Annotated in this window: 1 protein-coding gene; it reads left to right on the top strand. The window is 61.8% G+C overall.

Features of this window, described 5'->3' with window-relative positions; genetic code table 11:
• Window positions 1–641 (top strand): Gfo/Idh/MocA family protein (locus tag JP75_RS24715; RefSeq protein ID WP_035087906.1); only part of this gene is annotated, 641 nt, incomplete at both ends.

Genomic DNA, 641 nt, shown 5'->3' with positions numbered 1-641 from the left:
GTGTGCACGCGCCACATCGACAAGGTGCAATTGCCCGAGGCGCTGCAGGGCGCCCAGAAATTCTCGGATTTCGATACCGCGCTCAAGACGCTCGAGCCCGACGTGGTCTCGATCAATACGCTGCCCGATACACATGCGCCCTATGCCATCAAGGCGATGGAAGCGGGTGCGCATGTCTTCGTGGAAAAACCGATGGCGCTGACGGTGAAGGACGCCGAGGCGGTGGTGGCGACGGCGAAGCGCACGAACCGCAAGCTGGTGATCGGCTACATCCTTCGCCAGCACCCGAGCTGGATCAAGTTCATCGAGATCGCGCGCGAACTGGGCACGCCGCTGGTGTTCCGCATGAACCTCAACCAGCAGTCGAATGGAGAAACCTGGTCCTGGCACAAACGGCTGATGGACTCGTTTCCGCCCATCGTCGATTGCGGCGTGCACTACGTGGACGTGATGTGCCAGATGACGAGCGCCAAGCCGGTCAAGGTCCACGCCATCGGCGCCAAGCTCACCGACGAGGTGGCCAAGAACAATTACGGCATGCTGCAGGTGCAGTTCGATGACGGTTCGGTGGGCTGGTATGAAGCGGGCTGGGGCCCGATGGTGAGCGAGACGGCGTTCTTCGTGAAGGACGTGTTCGGCCC

The sequence above is a fragment of the Devosia riboflavina genome (genome assembly GCF_000743575.1).
Taxonomy (GTDB): domain Bacteria; phylum Pseudomonadota; class Alphaproteobacteria; order Rhizobiales; family Devosiaceae; genus Devosia; species Devosia riboflavina.
Note: the sequence above shows the minus strand (reverse complement) of the source record. Positions and strands in the feature narration are given on the sequence as shown.